We start from the raw sequence: 17,846 nt of genomic DNA on the forward strand, positions 1-17,846 counted from the left end.
CTACACCGCCAGAATCATAAGCACAACAAATATTATGCCAATTGTGAAAAGCATGTAATTTAAATACATTGATGCTTTCTCGCTAAAGCAGCCGTTTTTAAAATTAATATACAGTTTATTTATGTCGTATGTGCCATTAAGCGCTTTCATTATTGCGATATAAAATTTACCAAGCCTGCCTTTTGAATGTTTTAGCACTTCGCCTATCGTATGGGAATCGTGGCTTAATGTCTTACCCCCCACAAGGTAGACAAAAAGCATACCGGCTTCAAATGACAGATACCCCGAATCCGCTTTTCTTAAAACGACTTTCCAACTGGCTCTGTCAAACTCAGGCGTAAATTCTTTTACAATCTCACCTGCAGCAGATGTTGAACCGTAGTCAATAAGCACTATACGCTTTTTTCTTTCATCTATCATGACGTTAGACGGCTTTAAATCTGTGTAAAAAATGCCTAATCGCTTCAATCTGAGAAGAATATCTAAAATCTCAGTAAATATGTATAAAGCACGATCCAAGTCGATACCTGTCTTGATTAATTCATCAAGACTATATCCATCTATGTACTCCAAAACGATATAATGATACATTTTATTATACAATAATGCATCATCTAAATCAAATATACAAGGAGCAAAATCGCAACTTTTCAACAATGTCAGCACTTTGTACTCTCTTGTAATACTTATTAAGTCATCGCTTATTTTAAGCGCATACTTTAAATTATTTTCATCATGTACAAGGTATACGTCAGCTACACCGCCATGACCGATTTTCTCGTCAATTATGTATTTACGGCCATTGTATATGCCTGTCAAAACATAGCCTTTCTTAAGCATTACCCAATTCCCCTGATAGATTCGACTTCAGTCTCAAAAAGCGATGTAGCCATCTTTATCGCATAATAAGTGGGAGTATTTCCGCCTACCTTTAAACTTTTTAGATAAACTTCTATATCATTTATCCTAGACGTAAAAGGGCATATAACCTTTGCAAAAGCATTATCTCCGCCTGGAAATCCTATTAAGCAAAATTCGCTTTTACCTTTCCTCGCTTTCATCGTGTTTAAAAGATCGTTGATTCCATTCACCGCTTTTTTTAATTTTCTTGCCATACTTCCACTTAAATCCAACAAAATAGCACATTTGATATCTGAGACATCGAGAAGTTTATCAATGTAGTCTACGATTTGAGATCTCAATACAGGATGAAGTCCTTCTATGCTTTTCCCTATAAGTTTCATCAATTCGCTATCTAACGTATCGTACAAAGTTTTTTCGGCTGATTTTTGTGTCACTGCTGATAAGGACCTTATAAAATCGTCAGAGTAAATTATGTCGTACACACCACCACCATAACTTGCAATATCTTTTATCTCTTTTATAGACAGATTTCCGTCATCAACAATGCCTATAGAACTTACGCGAATTCCCTTTCTAAATGCTAAAAAAGCTGCATCTGCAGGGTTTCCACCAATGTTTGATTTGCCATCTGTAACCACGATTATCTGTTTTATCAAAATCTCCAAAATCAAATCCCTCCATAAGATTTTTTATTATTTTTACCATCTTATGGAAGGATTATTCAACTCATAAACGCTTCTTCCAAACTTTTACGACAAGCACTGTCATATCGTCTTTAGGAGTGTTTTCGCAAAGCTCAAGGCACTTCTTCATTATAGCTTCTGCCATTTCCTGAGGATCTTTGATATCAAGGTTTCTTAAAAATCTCGACATGCTTTCTTCTTTATTGCCGTCAAAGCAGTCCAATACTCCATCTGTCGTCAAAATTACAAAATCACCATCTTTCAATTTTCTGTCATGTATATCTGCATCAACATCTTCCAAAATACCGATGGGTAGGGAGCTGGACTCAATCACGTCTATATCTTTTCCACTCTTTATAAATGTGGCTGATGCACCGATCTTTATAAACTCTACATCCCCCGTAAATAAATCTATAAATGATATGTCAACTGTTGAAAACATCTCTTCTGCTGACCTTAAAGCGAGAATAGAATTTATAGTTTGCACCACAAGCCCTTTATCAAATCCTGCCTCAATAAATCTTTCCAGCAGAGATATTGTCGTACTGCTTTCAGAAGCGGCTCTGTAGCCAAAGCCCATACCATCGCTTAAAGCAGCCATGTATTTTCCGCCTTCTAATTCCATGAAGGAATACGTGTCACCAGATATTTTATTCGTGCTTTTACTGATCTTGCTAATGCCTGTCGATACTTGATAGCTTTCAGCTCTGGTAAGAGTAAGACTACACCGCCCCTTATTATTTATAGAGCACAAAGTATTTTTCCTTTCGTACTTCTCTCCCATGATTTCAGAGACAGCAGGTATGACTTTTTTCTCACATTCTTTAGCTGCATAACAGGCTTTCTTATATATCTTTATAACAACATTTCCTTCTCCTGCATCGTAAACTATTGCATCGTCCACAGGTATGCCTCTCTTATCTAACTCTACAAGTAAATACTGTTCAAGATCGTCTTTAAAAGTAATGTCCATACTTATATCGTCAGCCATATTTGATATAACTGATGAGATTCCTTTCAACTGATTTGAAACGATATTCTTGGCATCTTTAAGCCTTTCTCTCCACTGCATGTTTATCTTATAAAGCATAAGATTTTGCTTTGTGCAATTAAGAAGCTCAGGGAACCTTATGCATTTTTTGTAAAGCTTATTGTTTTCTACATTTCCTGTACCCTCCAAACTCTCTACCAAATCAAACATACTTTTATACGTAAAATAAAAATCTTTATCCCAGCACGTCTTATACATGGCACAATCAGTACATGTCTTATTAGCTATTTCTTCAAAAAGATATGATATGTCTTTGTGATCTAAGATCTTCTCATTTGCCTTCTTAAAGCTTTTTCCCAGCTCATCAAAAACTTCGGCATACTCTTTTAATTTGTCAGTCACAACTTCTTTCAGCTTTACGCTGTAGTTGCGCTGGCTTAAATCTTTATTGCCTTTTACAATAAGTAAAAGTTTGTCCAAATGTTTTTTAGGTACAGCTAGAAATAGCGCAGATGACAGTGCTAAATCATAAGGATTTATTAGCATATTTGAATACGCATTAACATAAAATGTCATAATAGCAGCAGCAGTAAAAAATCCAATGGCGATTCCTAACCTACCAAGTTTTTTCATGCTTCCTGACAAAAGCCCTGTAAATCCGTATAACCCTACTGATATAGGAGTATTTGTAAGAGAAAGACTTCCTATAAGTCCAATGGTAGTACCTACGCTGGCACCTGTCCCAACACCACCTATGTATGAACCTATCAGTATAGTAAGTATCCCGAATGAACTATTTAAGTTAAATCTCCATACTTTTATGTTGTTAAGCCCTAAAATAAAAATGCTAAGCAGTATGCACAATGATATAATTTCTTCGTTTGATATGACTTTTCTGTTTAAGCTACCTAATAGTGAAATTGCCTGATTAAATATAAATACCATCAACATAGCTATTACAGATTCGTAAATAGACGTCATTACATCAAATAGCAAAAATCCATATGCTTTACTGTAAATAATGTCTACTGCTAACAAAGATAAGAATGTTATCAATGCCACTTTAAAAATGTTCTTGCTTTTAACCTTTAATAGGTATTCAAATAGCAATATTGAAGCCAACACTATTAAATATTTGGTACTGTTGACACCATGTAAAGACAAAACTCCAATGTAGACACCAATGCCCGACAAAAAGTATTTCCTTTTCTGCATTATAAGAGATGCAAAATACGCTGCACCAAACGGGAGAAGGCTGTCCATTATCTGAGCACGACCAATGACAAAGCCTATTAGTGCAAAAATCAAAGAATTTACTATAAATTTTACATTGTCTTTTTGCAATTTCTCATTGCTTTCTTTTCTTCCTATCCTTGAGTAGGGAAAAATATCAGTACTTTGCATATTTACCACCACCATTTTTTTGTTATGATTATATCATCCAATATAAGGTAAAATTTGTAAATATATGGTGGTAACTTAAATTTTTTTAACGACATTTTATATAAATAAAATAAAAAAAGCTACAAACATTGTAGCTTTTAAAATTTATAATATTCAAATTTGGTGACCCCGACGGGATTCGAACCCATGTTACCGCCGTGAAAGGGCGATGTCTTAACCACTTGACCACGGGGCCTAAGACAAATCATATTTTATCATATTTTGTAGATTTGTCAATAATCAAAATTTATCCAGTTTTTTCCGTAAAATATGTCGATAAATTCGCCTTTAGAAATCTCACCATTAATATTATACTTATCTTTAATGTAATTTACAACATCATAAATATCTATTTTCGCTTCATGATGACTTCCTCTTTGCCTGTGGGATTCAGCAACTTTTTCCTTGCCTAAATCATTAAGCTCTGTTATTAATATTTTGCCGTCTCTTTTTAATACTCTCATCATCTCGTCGATTGCAGCTTTATAGTCATCCATGTGGTGCATGGCATTGTAAGATGTGACAACCTCAAAAGATTCGTCAATAAACGGCATTTCATGTGCATCACCATGTACAAACAAGATTTTGTCTCCCACATCTTCATTGCTGATCATCTCTTTAGCTTTTTTCAGCGTATCAATATTGTACTCTAACGACACCACATTATAACCATATCTGGCCAATGCGTAAGCCATACGAGCTCTGCCAGTGCCTACGTCCAGTGCAAAATCATACCCTTCGCCTAATAGATCTAAAGCCCGTTTCAAATCTGATTCAATATCCATTGCCAAGTATATCACCTCTAATACTATTTTAAAGCATATCTATGGCTTTTTTCAACTTATCAGAAACTTCGGCTGCTATTTTAGATAATTTTTCATCATTAGAAACTATTGCTTTTAAAGGATCAATTGCCGATACAACCACACTGCCATCACTCTTTTCGTATACAATCACATTGCATGGCAACAAAAGTCCTACTGAAGGATCAATGTTTAATACTTCATAAGCATACGTAGGATTGCAGGCGCCAAGTATGACGTAGTTCATCATGTCCTTTCCTGTTTTCTTCTTTATCGTATCTTTCATATCTATTTCAACCAATATACCAAAGCCTACTTCTTTCAAAACTTCTTTCACTTTTTCTAATGCTTCTGCAAATGAATAAGGCACTTCTTTAGTAATATCAAGATCCATATTTTACACCCCTTTCTGACTTTTTCACATCTCTATACTTGCACATATAATAGCATTCCCTGTTTCTCTTTGAGTAATTACAGCTATCTGTCCTTTCAAAATTTGTAGAAAATTTAACGTTTAGTTCTTTATCAAAAAAGTCTACCGCTTCTTCTATAGATATCCTTGTGCATTTTTTACAACATCTTGCACCACCAGCTTCACCGATGCTTTTAAGCGCATTTGCAACAGCTAAATGAGCCTTAGTTCTTTTAAGAGGTGTAAGAGGTGTTGCTTTGTAAATGACTGAAATGGCAACACCAATTCCTATACCTGCACCACAGGCACCGTAATAACCACACGCTCCACCGGGAATCTCTTTTCCCCGGTTTATGGCCTCTAAAACGTCGTCGTCAGAAGCTTTTCCTGTCAAATTTTTGTAAGCTGTAACTACTGCCGCAGGAACCAATGCATGATGTTCTGGCCCATGCATTGGTATCCTTGCATCACTCATTATATTTTCTACTATCTCCATAGGGTCTTTAGAGTCTGTTGATAAACAATAATCTTTTATAACTTCAATTCCGTCCTTTGCGTGACATTTGTCGCAAACGTAGTGCCCATCCGTACAGTGGGCAAGAGTTAATTCTTCTGTACCACAATATTCGCATTTTTTCAAGACCGGCTTTTCTAAATACATGAGCGGCTTCCCGCATATCATGCAATTTTCCATATACTTTGTCTCGCAGCACTCCATCATTATCTCCTTTCATACTTTTTAAAAGTATGCAAAATATCACAGCTCCTGTATATACCTTTCTGCGCTTACAGCAGCAACTGCACCATCACCTGCCGCAGTGACAACTTGCCTTATCTTCTTGTCTCTTATATCACCGGCAACGAAGACACCTTTCACATTAGTCATTAGATCTTCATCTGCTTTGATATAACCATATTGATTTAAGTCAAGCATTTCTTTGAATAAGTCTGTCTTTGGTGTAAGACCGATGTAGACAAATACGCCATCAACTTCTATATCTTTAAGCTCACCTGTTTTTAGATTCTTGTACGTAAGTGACTTAAGCATCCCATCCCCATTTGCTTTTACAACATGAGACTCCCAAATGAAGTTTATCTTTGGATTAGAGAAGGCTTTTTCCTGTAATACGTTTGAAGCCTGTAAATTATCAAATTCGTGTATAACCGTAACCTTATCAGCGATGTTTGCCAAGTACAATGCTTCCTGAATAGCAGAATTGCCTCCACCTATTACAGCTACATGTTTTCCTTCATACATTGCGCCATCACATATTGCACAATAGTGAATGCCTTTTCCTCTGAATTCAGCTTCACCCTCGGCAGGAAGTTTTCTCGGCTGTGCTCCCATCGCTATTATAACAGCCTTTGGATAATATATCTTATCTTCCGTCTTTACAAATTTCTCGTCATCAGTAAGCTTTATCTCAAATACCTCTTTTAAATCATCAATAATTGCGCCAAAGCTTTCTGCTTGTTTTCTCATGTTTTCCGTTAATTTCTTTCCTTCAATCTGTCCTTCTGTTCCTGGATAATTTTCAATATAATATGTGTTTGCTGCTTGACCGCCTGTAGTTGCTTCATCTATGACAACTGTCTTTAAGTTTGCTCTTGCTGAATACAAAGCAGCCGTAAGACCTGCAGGCCCTCCACCCATTATGAGAACATCGCACTCAACCTTCTCAGGCTCTTTGTCCAAAAGTGAAAAACCTATCACCTTTTCTACTGCCTTACGAAGATCTGGTTTTGAAATATATCCGTTTAACCTGTCACCAGTCTCTTTCCCATCCTTGAAAAACAAGAGAGTAGGGCTTCCTTTTACACCAAGGCTTAAAGCAAAGTCTTTATTTCCTTGCCTGTATATCTCTACAAATTCCATGTGATCTTTATATACCTCAGCTAATCTATGAAATATTGGTTTTAGTTGTGCACACGGTGGGCAATCAGTGGAATAAAAATCTACTACAACTGGCTTTTTAGAATTTAAAACAACCTCTTCAAATTCATTAGCATTAATCTCTCTTACCATAAATACATCCTCCTCATAATTTTTTATTCTTGAACTAAAGCATCATCTTTGTAATACTCGATGCCTAATTGGTACAGTTTTGTAATGTCCCTGCAATCAGGTGAAAGAACACTGCCATTCCTTTCATTTGCAACGACACCACAGCCACCGCCGCAAACCAAACTTACTGGGCACTCTTTACACTGTGGTATATTTAAGACATTTCTCTCTTTCCACGGCAAAACTTTATCATCAAAAATCCTTCTTTCAGGATAAAAAGTACCTAAGCGATAATCTTTTCTTCCGCAGCTTGCAGTACACCCATATATATCGCCGTATAAATCGTAAAGCCACTCTTTTTTACCTGCTGGGCATGTATCAAATGTAGGAGAATACATAGTCCCTGAGACAAGCACATTTCTCATGCCTTTAAAATCCGGCTTGTGAAACTTCCTTAGTATAGGATACTTTTTAGACAACTCTACAAATGTAGCCCATTGTTCTACTTGTGACATAAGGCTTTGATGATTTAGAGAACATTCAAAAAGCTCATAATTTCTGCCAATTTGTGTTTTAAATTTGGTACCATCTAGATCAAGGTACCCTTTTGCATCAAGAATTTCGGCCAATTCCGGCAGATAAGAATAATTGTCTTTATCAACCACAACCCTTAAATTCACAGGCATATCATTCTCGATTAGGCTGTCAATTCCCAATAGAATCTTTTCAAAACTATCTCCACCGCCTAATAGCTTTCTTCGTCTGTTGTGAATTTCTTTTGGTCCATCCAATGTTACCTGTATTTCTTTCACATTTCCCTTTTTGAGAATATCTATATACTCTAATACATTGTAACCATTAGTAACCGCAGCTATCTCATAACCGTACAGCTTGCTCTTTTCTACGATGTAATTAATTATGTCTTTTTGAACATCTGTATCTATAAAAGGCTCTCCTCCAAATAGCGTAATGTACGGCTTTACCTTCTCCAATTTAAACCTCTCATTTATATCATCAAAAAAGGCATCAACGGCCTCTTTCGTTATTAAATCTTTCTTTGTTGGTATGCCTCTTTCATAACAATAGATGCAAGAAAAATTACATCCGTACGTAGGTACAAGCAATATCTGAGTAGGTGATTCATCCATTATCTCCTTAAACTCTTCATACGCTTCACTTACTCTTAGATCCTCATGTTCTTTTTCCTCATATACATAACCTCTATCAATGACATAATCGAGAAAATCGATGTCGTAAACATCCTTACCTGATTTTATGTCATAAAGCTTATCTACCTCATCTTTTGAAGCAATATCTGAACTACCTGATAGCAAATTTAAAATAATAAAGTCATTTTTCTCTTCACTAAAAGGTAGAATCATGTTATACTTACTAAAGTACAATAAAATCACTCCTTAATTTATGCGGTAGAAATTCTACCGCATTTTTTTAGTCATGGCAGCCTACAACAAGCTTTGATGACTTTGAGCAGCATTGTGCAACACTGCTGTTTTGTGTTGTGCAGCAATTTGAATTCTTATTTGTTACAGCTTTCACCTAAATCACCTCCTTTTAATGCCTTTGATTGTTATACTTACAACAGGATATCCGTTTTTCATGTACTCACGCTTTTTTAGATATTCTATATCTTTAAAACCTGCATTGTTTATGGCTTTAATATATTCTTCCTCCGGAATAGCTCCGCCGAAGCAATCGGCCCAAGCTTCAGGGTCGTTTACAATCTCATCCGGAAGTCTGTCTTTTGACACCACGTCTGAAACGATAAATCTCCCACCAGTCTTAAGAACCCTGTAAATCTCTTTATAGACTTTCTCTTTGTCTTTTGCGTGATTTATCACACAATCGCTTATGACAACGTCAAATTTTTCACTTTGAAGTGGTATGTTTTCTACATCCCCTATAACAAATTCAGCATTTTTTATGTTCAGCTTTTCTCTGTTTTTTTCCGCTTCTTCAATCATTCTCTTAGTAAGATCCAATCCTACGGCAATGCCTTTTTCGCCTATAGTCTTTGCAGCATTGAGAATATCATTGCCTCTTCCGCACCCTAGATCAAGGACATTTTCACCTTCTTTTAATTCAGCCAGCACGATATTTTTGCCACCACAGCTTAAATTGTCATCTTCTTCGGCTAATTTTTCATATCTATTTATGATATTTTCCTTTGCGTCCACTATTTCACCGTCCTTTATAAACAGCTTTGCATATCCCCCATATAGGGGGTGGTACTAAATGATAGTATACCACAATATTTTAACAAAGTAAATATAAAACAAAAGAAAGAAAACGTGTTTTATAATTAAATCTACTATGTGGAATATTAGAATGTGGAGGTGTTTTTATGAAGATAACCGCTGTTTTGCCTACTCAAGATACAGCAAGCACATTAGTTGATAGTTTAAAAAAAATGGGCTTTGATAGAAAAGACATGATCATAACAGATATGAAAAAATCTGTACAAGATATGGACTTTATGGTTGACAACACTATAGATATAAAGTCTGAGAGAGAAGGTTTAGGTGAAAAAAGACCCTACACGGACTTTTACACAGATGATGCTGATTCCGGAATACTCGTTACTGTAGAAGCACCTAAGAAAGAACTGTCTAAAATAAGAGAGACGATGGAACAATGCGGTGCGACAAACATAATTCAAAAGTGATCTAAGGTGGGGATATTCTTCCTTCCCCACCTCATTTCTTTGAGATTTTATTATCATATATGTATTGCACGCAAATTCATCATATAGTATACTATGTACAAACATGGAAGGAGTGTTTATTATGAGTGAACAAAAAGCCATAATATCCGTAATTGGAGTTGACAGAGTAGGAATAATTTATAATGTATCCAAATTATTAGCAGAAAGCAACATCAATATATTAGACATCAGCCAGACTATTTTAAAAGATATTTTTACAATGATCATGATAGTAGATATTAAAAATTCCAAAAATGACTTTACAAATTTAAAAGAAAATCTTAAAAGTTTAGGTGAAGCTCTTGGAGTAAAAATCGATATTCAAAAAGAAGATATATTTAGAGCTATGCACAGATTATAAACTTAATTGTTTTAGCTGAAAGGAATGATTGAAATGGGCTTTGCTTTTGAAGAAATAGAAGAAACTATAAGGATGGTTCAATCGGAAAAGCTTGATATAAGGACAATAACTATGGGCATAAGTTTAAGAGACTGTTCAGGAGACAATGCAAACAAAATCGCTGAAAAGATCTACGATAAAATCACAAAAAGAGCTGAAAATCTTGTAAAAGTAGCCGAAGAATTAGAATCCGAATTCGGCATTCCCATTGTCAATAAGCGCATATCTGTAACGCCTATCGCCATCGTGGCAGACAACGTTGGAAAAGATGATTTTATTAAAATAGCATCGTCACTTGATAAAGCCGCAAAAAATGTTGGGGTAAACTTTATAGGCGGATATTCTGCTTTGGTACATAAAGGATTTACAGATGGCGATCTAAACCTTATAAACTCAATTCCGCAGGTTCTTAGCGAGACAGAAAGGGTTTGTTCATCTGTGAATGTAGCAACGACTAAAGCAGGCATAAACATGGATGCAGTAGCTTTGATGGGAAAAATAATAAAGGATACAGCATATCGAACAAAAGAAAATGACGGTATAGGTGCTGCAAAGCTTGTAGTGTTTTGCAATGCACCAGAAGATAATCCATTCATGGCAGGCGCTTTTCACGGTGTCGGTGAAGGTGAATGCGTCATAAACGTAGGTGTAAGCGGACCAGGTGTGGTATTAGCAGCACTTTCAAAGCTTCCAAAAGAAGCTGATTTCGGCCAAATATCTGAGACTATAAAAAAGACGTCATTTAAGATTACTCGAGCCGGTGAACTCATAGGGCGTTTAGCAGCACAAAGATTAGGTACATCGTTTGGGATACTCGATTTATCTTTAGCTCCAACGCCAGAAATAGGTGATAGCATAGCAAACATACTTGAATCGATGGGACTTTCAAAATGCGGTTCTCATGGTACAACGGCTGCACTGGCTCTTTTAAACGACGCCGTAAAAAAAGGCGGTGTGATGGCATCATCATACGTTGGAGGTCTAAGTGGTGCATTCATACCTGTAAGTGAAGACGCTGGAATGATAGAAGCTGTTGAAGCGGGTGCCTTATCACTAGAAAAACTTGAAGCTATGACGTGTGTATGCTCTGTAGGCCTTGACATGATCGCAATTCCGGGAGACACACCTTACGAGACTATATCAGCCATAATAGCCGACGAAATGGCAATAGGCATGATAAACAAAAAGACAACCGCTGTAAGGATTATCCCAGCTCCCGGCAAAAAAGAAGGGGACCATGTAGAATTCGGCGGACTTTTAGGGCATGCACCTGTTATGAAAGTAAACAGTTTTTCACCGAAAGATTTTATAAATAGAGGCGGCAGAATCCCTGCACCACTCCACAGCTTAAACAACTAATTCTGAGCATGAAATAAATTTTCATGCTTTTTTTATGTCACAAAATCCAATTCTGATGTGTTTATATAGTGTAAGTCTCATGTGGGAGGTGTTCAAAATACCAGATTCATTCAAAGATATCTTTGAAAAATATTACGGTAAGATCTACCACCAAATAGCTCTTATCATAAATGATGAAGATAAAGCACAAGACATTGCACAGGAAGTCTTTATCAAGTTAATTAAAAACCCTCCCCACAATGATGAAAATATAGGAGGCTGGTTGTCAAAAGTGGCTATTAATCGCGCACTAAATTTCATCCGCTCAGAAAAGAACCTTAAATCAAGGGAATTAAAAGTATCTCAGTTTAATGGCGATTTTGTATCCCCTGAGGACATAGCAATTGAAAAAATAGAAGTAGACAAAGTTAGAAAAGTTTTGTCTAAAATGGATAGACGCGACATGCTTTGTCTCGTGCTGAAACACTCAGGCTACAATTATGAAGAAATTTCTATATCACTTGGAATAAAAAAATCATCTGTTGGAACAACAATAGTAAGAGCACACAAAAAATTTAAAGAGCTTTATGAAAAGGAGGTGTAGCACATGTGCTTCGATGAAGGGACACTGCAGTCATACTTAGACGGCGAAATAGATGAATCACTAAAAGAACAGATAAAAAAGCATCTTGATACATGCGAAAAGTGTTCAGTCAAGCTTAATGAACTTAAGAATTTAAATAGCTTTTTAGATAAAGCCTTAAAGACGAGTTCCATCGATCTCAATGAAGCGTGGCAAAATCTAAGTAAAAAGATCAATAAAGAAGAAAGAGGTGTATTTAATATGTTTAGAAAATACAAAAAATATATAGCAGCAGCCGCTGCGGCAGCAGTAATTACAGCGTCAATAGCATTGCCTCCCGTACAAAAAGCAGAAGCCGAGATTTTAAGCTTGTTTAGACTTAATAACTTTAAAGCTGTAACAATAACACCTGATGATTTACAAGATATAAAAAATAAATTTTATCAAGCAGGAAATAAAGAAATCGACCTAAAGCAGTACGGCGATATTAAAGTAATTGGTGACTATGGTTCATCCAAAGAAATTAGTAAAAACAACTTAGATAAAATAAAGTCATATGTTGGCTACAATTTTAAAATTCCTCAAGATGTGGACAACTTCAAATTAAGAGACAACATTTATGTAGAAAAAGGTCAAACTGTTGAATTTAAATTAAATGTAGATAAGATAAACAACCTCATAAAGACATTTGGAGGAAATAAGCTGCTGCCAGAAAACTTAAATGAAAAGACATTTAAAATAATTTTAGGCAATAGCGTGCATATATCTTCTACAGATAAAAATGAATCAGATTCTCAAAAAAATATAAGCTACGGACTTGATATAATGAAAACACCTGAGATAATCGTGCCAGATGGCGTCGATATTGAAAAAGTAAGGGATGCCGTCATAAATATGCCATTCATTCCAGACGACATTCGAAATCAAATAGCCAGCATAAAAGACTGGAAAACTACAATACCATTTCCTGTGTCAGATACAGATGATATAAAAGACGTTACTATAAACGGCAGTAAAGGAATTGTAATATCAAAAAAATTCCAAGGTTCCGATATTTTAGAGGTATATTCAAATCTTGCATTAAATGATCATGGTGTAATATATTTGTTCAGTGGAAACAATATTTCACCAGACGAGCTTATAAAAATAGCAGAATCAATGAGGTGATGAAATGATACTAGAGACTCAAAACCTTACAAAACAGTTTAATGGTAAAGGCGGATTTAAAGATGTAAATATTTCTATCGATAGTGGCATGGTTTTTGGATTCCTCGGTCCAAACGGTGCTGGAAAAAGTACATTCGTAAAAACTATGGTGGGGCTTTTATACCCCACCTCTGGTTTTGCTTGGATTAATGGCTTTTCCATCGGCACTATAGAATCAAAAAGGCAAATCGGATTTCTTCCTGAAAACTTTAAGTATCATGATTGGATGACAGGAAAAGAATTGATGAAATTTCATGCAGAATTATACAAGATGAAAAACCCAGATAAAAAAATTGAAGAGCTTCTTGATTTAGTTAAACTTAAAGGACATGAAAACAAGAAGGTAAAAAATTACAGCAAAGGAATGCAGCAGAGGATAGGACTTGCAATAGCACTTTTAAATGATCCGGAAGTAATCTTTTTAGATGAACCCACATCAGCCCTTGATCCTGTTGGCAGAATAGATGTTAGAGAGATAATAAAAAGACTAAAAGACGATGGCAAGACAGTGTTTTTAAACAGCCACTTATTAAGTGAAGTCGAAATGATCTGCGATGAAGTCTCAATTATAAACCACGGGCATGTAATAGCAGAGGGAAAGCTTAAAAACCTATTAAGTAAAAACACCTATGTAGAGATGGTTATATCAGATTATAATAGCGAATTAATCGAAAAGATTTCTAAGTTAGCATATGACATTGTATTTAAAGATGGCAAACTTACATTTAAAGTAAAAGATAAAGACAGTATTCCTAATATCGCAAAAACTGTCGTAGATTCCGGCGCAAAACTGTATCAATTGGATTCAAAAACGAGTTCATTGGAGGATCTATTTATAAATATAGTTGGAAAGGATGAGGATGTATGCTGACAATAACGAAATACACCATCAAAGAGATGATTAAAAAGCGTGCATTCCTCCTAATTGCAATACTTACAGTAGGATATCTTTTTATTTATGGCTATGGATTAAGTTTAGCTTTTCATAGCAACAATCAAGTTATAAACAATACGCCAAACATAGCTAAGATATTACTTGAATCACAGCTTCTCTCAGCAGGGCTTTACTTTTCAAATTTTATAATCGCATTTTTGATAGTACTTACATCTGTAGGTGCTGTGTCAGGCGATTTGGAAAGTGGTGCTATATATGCCTTACTGTATAAACCTCTAAAGAGGCATGAATACGTGCTTGGCAAATTTATAGGGCTTAGCATAATTATCACTGTATATAGCACATTGTTGTTTCTTTCAGTAATAGGACTTAATATCGCTTTTGGCACGAAAGTATACTTAGGATTAGGAAACGTCTTCCGTGCATTATTCTTTTTTGACCTTGGTCCAGTAGTCCTTTTATCATTAGTAGTCGCCTCAAGTTCAATAATGTCAACTGTAAATACAGGTGTTTTAGCTGTCATGACATACGGCATCGCAATGATAGGTGGCATTCTCGAACAAATGGGATCATTTTTCACAGATGCAACAAGTCAAGGTCTTTCAAATGTTGGTATTATCACAAGCTTAATTTTACCTACAGATGTGATATTTAGAAAGATGAATGCAGAGCTTCTCACGCAAAATACAGGCTTAAGCTTTCTTGCACAAGGACCCTTTGGCGGTACTTCACAGCCAAGTCCTATTATGTTTGTGTACATCGCCTTTTACATTTGCTTCTTGTTGTATTACGGAACAAAGAAATTTGAAAAAAGAGATTTGTGATAGTCACCTGATTACATCATTTATGAAGTTTTTTAATAGTGCTGGCAGATAAAAAATAATAAGATATTTCTTATCTGCCAGTATCATCGATAAATAGAAAGGAAATTAAGTTATGATTAAAAAACATACAACTGTATTAATAGGTATAGGATTTGCTGTTGTTATAGCATTGTTGGCCATATTGCCAAATACGGGTAATTTTTTAAACAATTTAAGGACATATGATCACCGGACTGATTACATATCACCTGACTATTTTGATAAAATAATGTTGCAATTATCTGAAGTTGGAAATAAATATATTGATCTCAAACAATTAGGGCATTTAAAGATAAATAGAAATGATAAAGAAGAAAAATATGAGTATAAGCTAAACGATTTATACAAGCTCAAATCTGACGTAAATTATAATTTCAAACTACCACAGGGAAATAACATTCTGAGCGATCTTAATAAGGCAGAAAGTAGCATTTATGGAAATCAAATGATCGAATTTAATTTAAATATAGATGCTATTAATAAACTTATAAAATCATATAAAAGCAATAATGTATTCCCAGAAAACTTAAAAGGTAAAAACTTCAGAATAGATTTCTATAAAATAGTATATATTCACATGGATAATAGTAATGAATATAGTTTTCCGGGTTCAATAACTTTTAGCCTTGAAATTAGAAAAATTCCAAAAATAGACATTCCAGATGGAATTGATAAAATCAAAGTTAAATGCGCTGTATCAAGTTTGCCTTTTTTACCGTATTATTTAAAAAGCCAAATCGCAGGTACAATAGATCTAAAAAATTTATTAGACATACCAGAATCAGCAAAAAGAGAAAAACTGGATTACACCACAATTAATAAAAATAAAGGTATTATAGTGTCGTACTATTTAAAAGATGCAAATGCTTTAAATAAAGACAAAGAAAAAAGCGTGAAATATCTCCAAATAGTCTGGATAGAAGATGATATTATATACCAAATGGAAGCAGCAGGTATTTCAGAAGAGCAATTATTAAAAATAGCAGAATCAATGAAGTAATCCCAGCCCTATTGTAATTATCTCTGCAACATTCATAATCAAAAAGTTTTTGACAGACAGTGGAAATGTATCTTTCTTTGTCTGGACTTTGTAAAATTTTCTTATGTTTTTATTTACAGGCACAAATGTCAACAATACAATAAGCGCCAATAAAGGCAGTACCTTCAAAATCACAAGAACCACAATGTCAATGTATGAAATATAGTATAGTGCCTTAAACAATTTTAGGGCTTTTTCTTTTCCTATGTAAATAGGCAGTGTGTAACGCCTGTTTTCTAAATCATCTTCTATGTCGCATATATTGTTTGCCAGCATGATACTGGCAATCCCCATTATCGCCGGTAACGATATGAAGAAAATTTTTAGTACAACAAATACATCAAACCATGCATTGAAAATGCCATCGCTATATGTAATATATGCTATATTCTTGTCGTAAACGTGGATGAAAACAGATAAAAATACAATTACAAAGCCCATAAAAAAACCCGAAAAGATCTCTCCCAGTGGCATCCTGGATATAGGTATAGGTCCAAATGAATACAAAATCCCAACTGCAAATGACATCATTCCGATTAGAAGTACTACTAAATTTGTACGCAAATACAGTATAAATTCTGAAGCAGATGCTATAAAAAGAAGTATTATTATAGTAATTAAAACAGTTGACTCAGATAAATTATACCTTACAATTGCATTGTGTTTTTCATAATTATACCCATGCGTCCTATTTGCTTTTTTATAATCCATATAATTATTAATTGCGGTAGTAACCATATCAAATGATAGCAGCGATATAAACATAAATAAAAAATTAACAGCTTTGAATTCGTGAAAAGCGTATAATGCATACACAGTTCCAAGCATAAACGGTGTTACACTGGCAGCTTTCGTCTGTATCTCCACCAATTTTAAAAAGCTTTTTACAGTCATAGATTTCCGTATTCCTCCTTTTTCTTATGATTTTATTTTAACATCAAATTGAAATTAGTAAAACATAGATGATTTATTTAATTTTTTTAACCCATCTATGCAATAACCATATTCTCTCCAAGTGCAATTACAGCATATATCATCCATAGCCTCTTCTGTCATCAATAATTTTATCCTAGCTTTAATGTCGTGATATTTCATCGATGTGCCAGATTTTATGTTGAGTATATTAAGTACAGCATTATCCATCTCCCTAATGCTATCTTTATGATGCTCATTTTTGCACACACCAAAAAAATTATGAGGACATTTTTCGCAGATGTTATCCACACTATCCACAAGCTTTATCAACACATCATCATCGTTTTTAAGCTTTTTCACGATTTTATCCATGTTTTTGATAAATTCCTCATTATATCCTAAGCCTTTAAAACCTAACATGCACAAAAGGTGATGTCCTCTTATAATCATGTAAAAACCCCCTTAAATTTGCATAATAAAATAATACACAATGATTATACTACATATTAAGGAGTGATGTTATGATAAGGAAAAGCAAGAAATACTATAAAGAACCTATTGAAAAGCATGAAACTGCTGCATGGGCGAATATTAAAGAAAAAGCAAGTAAGGCAAAAGTCCCAATTCCAAATGAAATAGAAGTCATAAATGCTAAAGAATGGGTTGACGAAAACGAAAAGTAAA

20 protein-coding genes and 1 tRNA gene are annotated in these 17,846 nt (G+C 34.8%); 9 read left to right on the plus strand and 12 right to left on the minus strand.

Features of this window, described 5'->3' with window-relative positions; translation table 11 throughout:
* From Q2T46_RS06995 to Q2T46_RS07040, 10 genes are all read right to left on the minus strand, one after another.
* Window positions 1–840 carry a protein kinase domain-containing protein gene (locus tag Q2T46_RS06995; protein ID WP_303263645.1) on the minus strand — a complete coding sequence of 280 codons (840 nt, stop codon included), beginning with the start codon at window positions 838–840 and terminating at the stop codon, window positions 1–3.
* Complete coding sequence (locus Q2T46_RS07000; RefSeq protein ID WP_303263644.1) at window positions 840–1,529, minus strand: VWA domain-containing protein; 690 nt, start codon at window positions 1,527–1,529, stop codon at window positions 840–842. Before Q2T46_RS07000 ends, Q2T46_RS06995 begins: the two co-directional genes overlap by 1 nt.
* 61 nt (window positions 1,530–1,590) lie before the next feature.
* A complete protein-coding gene (gene spoIIE / locus Q2T46_RS07005) occupies window positions 1,591–3,942 on the minus strand; it encodes a stage II sporulation protein E (RefSeq protein ID WP_303263642.1) in 2,352 nt (783 codons plus the stop codon).
* A 160-nt stretch (window positions 3,943–4,102) separates the two neighbouring features.
* Window positions 4,103–4,177, minus strand: a tRNA-Glu gene (locus Q2T46_RS07010).
* 37 nt (window positions 4,178–4,214) lie between these two features.
* Entirely contained in the window at window positions 4,215–4,766 is a 552-nt protein-coding gene (locus Q2T46_RS07015) for a class I SAM-dependent methyltransferase (protein WP_303265792.1), read from the minus strand.
* A gap of 28 nt (window positions 4,767–4,794) precedes the next feature.
* Complete coding sequence (locus Q2T46_RS07020; RefSeq protein WP_303263641.1) at window positions 4,795–5,178, minus strand: DUF302 domain-containing protein; 384 nt, start codon at window positions 5,176–5,178, stop codon at window positions 4,795–4,797.
* Entirely contained in the window at window positions 5,168–5,914 is a 747-nt protein-coding gene (locus Q2T46_RS07025; RefSeq protein ID WP_311062378.1) for a DUF5714 domain-containing protein, read from the minus strand. Before Q2T46_RS07025 ends, Q2T46_RS07020 begins: the two co-directional genes overlap by 11 nt.
* A 39-nt stretch (window positions 5,915–5,953) precedes the next feature.
* The gene (gene trxB, locus Q2T46_RS07030) at window positions 5,954–7,222 is read right to left on the minus strand and encodes a thioredoxin-disulfide reductase (protein WP_303263639.1); all 1,269 of its coding nucleotides are present in this window, start codon (window positions 7,220–7,222) and stop codon (window positions 5,954–5,956) included.
* Window positions 7,223–7,245: 23 nt separating this feature from the next.
* Window positions 7,246–8,604, minus strand: a complete 1,359-nt coding sequence (locus tag Q2T46_RS07035) for a radical SAM/SPASM domain-containing protein (protein WP_311062379.1) — start codon at window positions 8,602–8,604, stop codon at window positions 7,246–7,248.
* 159 nt (window positions 8,605–8,763) lie between these two features.
* On the minus strand, window positions 8,764–9,396 hold the full coding sequence (locus tag Q2T46_RS07040) for a methyltransferase domain-containing protein (RefSeq protein WP_303263636.1): 633 nt from the start codon (window positions 9,394–9,396) through the stop codon (window positions 8,764–8,766).
* A 167-nt stretch (window positions 9,397–9,563) separates the two neighbouring features.
* Between Q2T46_RS07040 and Q2T46_RS07045 the strand changes: the two genes are divergently transcribed.
* From Q2T46_RS07045 to Q2T46_RS07080, 8 genes are all read left to right on the plus strand, one after another.
* Entirely contained in the window at window positions 9,564–9,884 is a 321-nt protein-coding gene (locus Q2T46_RS07045; RefSeq protein ID WP_303263634.1) for a hypothetical protein, read from the plus strand.
* A 121-nt stretch (window positions 9,885–10,005) separates the two neighbouring features.
* Entirely contained in the window at window positions 10,006–10,284 is a 279-nt protein-coding gene (locus tag Q2T46_RS07050; protein WP_303263633.1) for an ACT domain-containing protein, read from the plus strand.
* A gap of 33 nt (window positions 10,285–10,317) precedes the next feature.
* The gene (locus Q2T46_RS07055) at window positions 10,318–11,682 is read left to right on the plus strand and encodes a PFL family protein (protein WP_303263632.1); all 1,365 of its coding nucleotides are present in this window, start codon (window positions 10,318–10,320) and stop codon (window positions 11,680–11,682) included.
* Window positions 11,683–11,770: 88 nt separating this feature from the next.
* A complete protein-coding gene (locus Q2T46_RS07060) occupies window positions 11,771–12,265 on the plus strand; it encodes an RNA polymerase sigma factor SigX (RefSeq protein ID WP_311062415.1) in 495 nt (164 codons plus the stop codon).
* A gap of 3 nt (window positions 12,266–12,268) precedes the next feature.
* A complete protein-coding gene (locus tag Q2T46_RS07065; protein ID WP_303263629.1) occupies window positions 12,269–13,411 on the plus strand; it encodes a DUF2275 domain-containing protein in 1,143 nt (380 codons plus the stop codon).
* Between the two features lie 4 nt (window positions 13,412–13,415).
* Window positions 13,416–14,321 carry an ABC transporter ATP-binding protein gene (locus Q2T46_RS07070; protein WP_303263627.1) on the plus strand — a complete coding sequence of 302 codons (906 nt, stop codon included), beginning with the start codon at window positions 13,416–13,418 and terminating at the stop codon, window positions 14,319–14,321.
* Window positions 14,315–15,169: an ABC transporter permease subunit gene (locus Q2T46_RS07075; RefSeq protein ID WP_303263625.1), complete on the plus strand. Its 855-nt coding sequence runs from the start codon at window positions 14,315–14,317 to the stop codon at window positions 15,167–15,169. The genes Q2T46_RS07070 and Q2T46_RS07075 overlap by 7 nt, the downstream gene beginning before the upstream one ends.
* Before the next feature lie 112 nt (window positions 15,170–15,281).
* Complete coding sequence (locus tag Q2T46_RS07080; protein ID WP_303263624.1) at window positions 15,282–16,208, plus strand: DUF4367 domain-containing protein; 927 nt, start codon at window positions 15,282–15,284, stop codon at window positions 16,206–16,208.
* Here Q2T46_RS07080 and menA read toward each other — a convergent pair.
* Entirely contained in the window at window positions 16,197–17,141 is a 945-nt protein-coding gene (gene menA / locus Q2T46_RS07085) for a 1,4-dihydroxy-2-naphthoate polyprenyltransferase (RefSeq protein ID WP_303263623.1), read from the minus strand. The two genes, Q2T46_RS07080 and menA, sit on opposite strands and share 12 nt — an antisense overlap.
* Window positions 17,142–17,195: 54 nt before the next feature.
* A complete protein-coding gene (locus Q2T46_RS07090) occupies window positions 17,196–17,612 on the minus strand; it encodes a DUF1284 domain-containing protein (protein ID WP_303263622.1) in 417 nt (138 codons plus the stop codon).
* Between the two features lie 71 nt (window positions 17,613–17,683).
* Between Q2T46_RS07090 and Q2T46_RS07095 the strand changes: the two genes are divergently transcribed.
* The gene (locus tag Q2T46_RS07095; protein ID WP_303263621.1) at window positions 17,684–17,845 is read left to right on the plus strand and encodes a DUF3787 domain-containing protein; all 162 of its coding nucleotides are present in this window, start codon (window positions 17,684–17,686) and stop codon (window positions 17,843–17,845) included.
* The last annotated feature ends 1 nt before the right edge of the window (window position 17,846 follow it).

Origin of the sequence: Thermoanaerobacterium sp. CMT5567-10 (assembly GCF_030534315.2) — a bacterium.
In the GTDB taxonomy this organism is placed as follows: Bacteria; Bacillota; Thermoanaerobacteria; order Thermoanaerobacterales; family Thermoanaerobacteraceae; genus Thermoanaerobacterium.

Bases quoted from the DNA above. Each gene is read 5' to 3' on its own strand.
- Q2T46_RS06995 (WP_303263645.1), bottom strand. From the start codon at position 840: ATGCTTAAGAAAGGCTATGTTTTGACAGGCATATACAATGGCCGTAAA.
- spoIIE (WP_303263642.1), bottom strand. From the start codon at position 3,942: ATGCAAAGTACTGATATTTTTCCCTACTCAAGGATAGGAAGAAAAGAA.
- Q2T46_RS07015 (WP_303265792.1), bottom strand. From the start codon at position 4,766: ATGGATATTGAATCAGATTTGAAACGGGCTTTAGATCTATTAGGCGAA.
- Q2T46_RS07020 (WP_303263641.1), bottom strand. From the start codon at position 5,178: ATGGATCTTGATATTACTAAAGAAGTGCCTTATTCATTTGCAGAAGCA.
- Q2T46_RS07025 (WP_311062378.1), bottom strand. From the start codon at position 5,914: ATGGAGTGCTGCGAGACAAAGTATATGGAAAATTGCATGATATGCGGG.
- trxB (WP_303263639.1), bottom strand. From the start codon at position 7,222: ATGGTAAGAGAGATTAATGCTAATGAATTTGAAGAGGTTGTTTTAAAT.
- Q2T46_RS07045 (WP_303263634.1), top strand. From the start codon at position 9,564: ATGAAGATAACCGCTGTTTTGCCTACTCAAGATACAGCAAGCACATTA.
- Q2T46_RS07050 (WP_303263633.1), top strand. From the start codon at position 10,006: ATGAGTGAACAAAAAGCCATAATATCCGTAATTGGAGTTGACAGAGTA.
- Q2T46_RS07055 (WP_303263632.1), top strand. From the start codon at position 10,318: ATGGGCTTTGCTTTTGAAGAAATAGAAGAAACTATAAGGATGGTTCAA.
- Q2T46_RS07065 (WP_303263629.1), top strand. From the start codon at position 12,269: ATGTGCTTCGATGAAGGGACACTGCAGTCATACTTAGACGGCGAAATA.
- Q2T46_RS07070 (WP_303263627.1), top strand. From the start codon at position 13,416: ATGATACTAGAGACTCAAAACCTTACAAAACAGTTTAATGGTAAAGGC.
- Q2T46_RS07075 (WP_303263625.1), top strand. From the start codon at position 14,315: ATGCTGACAATAACGAAATACACCATCAAAGAGATGATTAAAAAGCGT.
- Q2T46_RS07080 (WP_303263624.1), top strand. From the start codon at position 15,282: ATGATTAAAAAACATACAACTGTATTAATAGGTATAGGATTTGCTGTT.
- menA (WP_303263623.1), bottom strand. From the start codon at position 17,141: ATGACTGTAAAAAGCTTTTTAAAATTGGTGGAGATACAGACGAAAGCT.
- Q2T46_RS07090 (WP_303263622.1), bottom strand. From the start codon at position 17,612: ATGATTATAAGAGGACATCACCTTTTGTGCATGTTAGGTTTTAAAGGC.
- Q2T46_RS07095 (WP_303263621.1), top strand. From the start codon at position 17,684: ATGATAAGGAAAAGCAAGAAATACTATAAAGAACCTATTGAAAAGCAT.